This is a genomic window from Dokdonella immobilis, assembly GCF_900115085.1.
Classification (GTDB): domain Bacteria; phylum Pseudomonadota; class Gammaproteobacteria; order Xanthomonadales; family Rhodanobacteraceae; genus Dokdonella; species Dokdonella immobilis.
On record NZ_FOVF01000059.1, the window covers coordinates 2,501 to 4,470 of the forward strand.

Genomic DNA, 1,970 nt, shown 5'->3' on the forward strand with positions numbered 1-1,970 from the left:
CCCCATGTTCAGACAGGGTTTCACGTGCCCCGCCCTACTCACTTTCATCGCACAAGCCCTTTCGAATACCGGGCTATCACCGTCTATGGCGGGCCTTTCCAGACCCTTCTCCTAGAACTTGCGCAACTTTTGGGCTGTTCCCCGTTCGCTCGTCGCTACTGAGGGAATCTCTGTTGATTTCTTTTCCTTCAGGTACTGAGATATTTCAGTTCCCTGAGTTCGCCTCCACGCGCCTATGTATTCAGCGCGGGATACTCCTAAAAGGAGTGGGTTTCCCCATTCGGACATCCCCGGATCAATGCTTGTTGCCAGCTCCCCGGAGCTTTTCGCAGGCTGCCACGTCCTTCATCGCCTCTGACCGCCAAGGCATCCACCGTATGCGCTTAGTCGCTTGACCATATAACCCCAAGTTACCTCAGGATCACACAGCAACAACTCATCTCAATTACTTCGCCTACTTGCCTCAACGACACGTTCGACTCGTTCGAGCCAAAACGCTTATTACGTCCCAAGTTTTCAAAGAACGCAGAGCCGGCCTCAACGCCGGTCCGCTTCAAAAGTGTGTGCGCTACATTCAGAATGGTGGGTCTGGGAGGACTCGAACCTCCGGCCTCACCCTTATCAGGGGTGCGCTCTAACCACCTGAGCTACAGACCCAAAAAGAAGGGAGTAGACAGGTGGTGGAGCTTGTCGGGATCGAACCGACGACCCCCTGCTTGCAAAGCAGGTGCTCTCCCAGCTGAGCTAAAGCCCCAGGTGTTTGGGCCCCGCGCCACGCGCCGGACCGCAAAACAGGACGCTCCCGCGTTGATCTTTCCATCAACCGGAACTCTGAATGCAGGTAACTTGTGTGGACGCCTTACAGCGGCGAAGCCGTTTACTTAAGGAGGTGATCCAGCCGCACCTTCCGATACGGCTACCTTGTTACGACTTCACCCCAGTCATGAACCACTCCGTGGCAAGCGCGCCCCTTGCGGTTACGCTACCTGCTTCTGGAGCAACCCACTCCCATGGTGTGACGGGCGGTGTGTACAAGGCCCGGGAACGTATTCACCGCGACAATGCTGATTCGCGATTACTAGCGATTCCGACTTCACGGAGTCGAGTTGCAGACTCCGATCCGGACTGAGATCGGCTTTCTGGGATTGGCTTCACCTCGCGGTTTCGCAACCCTCTGTACCGACCATTGTAGTACGTGTGTAGCCCTGGCCGTAAGGGCCATGATGACTTGACGTCATCCCCACCTTCCTCCGGTTTGTCACCGGCAGTCTCCTTAGAGTTCCCGACATTACTCGCTGGCAACTAAGGACAAGGGTTGCGCTCGTTGCGGGACTTAACCCAACATCTCACGACACGAGCTGACGACAGCCATGCAGCACCTGTGTTCCGATTCCCGAAGGCACTCCCGCATCTCTGCAGGATTCCGGACATGTCAAGGCCAGGTAAGGTTCTTCGCGTTGCATCGAATTAAACCACATACTCCACCGCTTGTGCGGGCCCCCGTCAATTCCTTTGAGTTTCAGTCTTGCGACCGTACTCCCCAGGCGGCGAACTTAACGCGTTAGCTTCGACACTGAGCACCTAAGTGTGCCCAACGTCCAGTTCGCATCGTTTAGGGCGTGGACTACCAGGGTATCTAATCCTGTTTGCTCCCCACGCTTTCGTGCCTCAGCGTCAGTGTTGTCCCAGATGGCCGCCTTCGCCACTGGTGTTCCTCCCGATCTCTACGCATTTCACCGCTACACCGGGAATTCCACCATCCTCTGACACACTCTAGCTTGCCAGTATCCACTGCAGTTCCCAGGTTGAGCCCAGGGCTTTCACAGCAGACTTAACAAACCGCCTACGCACGCTTTACGCCCAGTAATTCCGAGTAACGCTTGCACCCTTCGTATTACCGCGGCTGCTGGCACGAAGTTAGCCGGTGCTTATTCTTTGGGTACCGTCATTCAACCGGAGTATTAGTCCGG

At 55.8% G+C, this 1,970-nt stretch carries 2 tRNA genes and 2 rRNA genes (1 of these 4 cut by a window edge); all 4 read right to left on the reverse strand.

The features are described 5' to 3' along the window. Nucleotides 1–397: ribosomal RNA gene (locus BM125_RS19390) — 23S ribosomal RNA — on the reverse strand; it reaches 2,485 nt to the left of the window's first position. A 183-nt stretch (nt 398–580) separates the two neighbouring features. After that, a tRNA-Ile gene (locus tag BM125_RS19395) sits at nt 581–657 on the reverse strand. 21 nt (nt 658–678) lie between these two features. Beyond that, a tRNA-Ala gene (locus BM125_RS19400) sits at nt 679–754 on the reverse strand. A 128-nt stretch (nt 755–882) separates the two neighbouring features. Next, a 16S ribosomal RNA gene (locus tag BM125_RS19405) occupies nt 883–1,970 on the reverse strand; the annotation flags it as partial.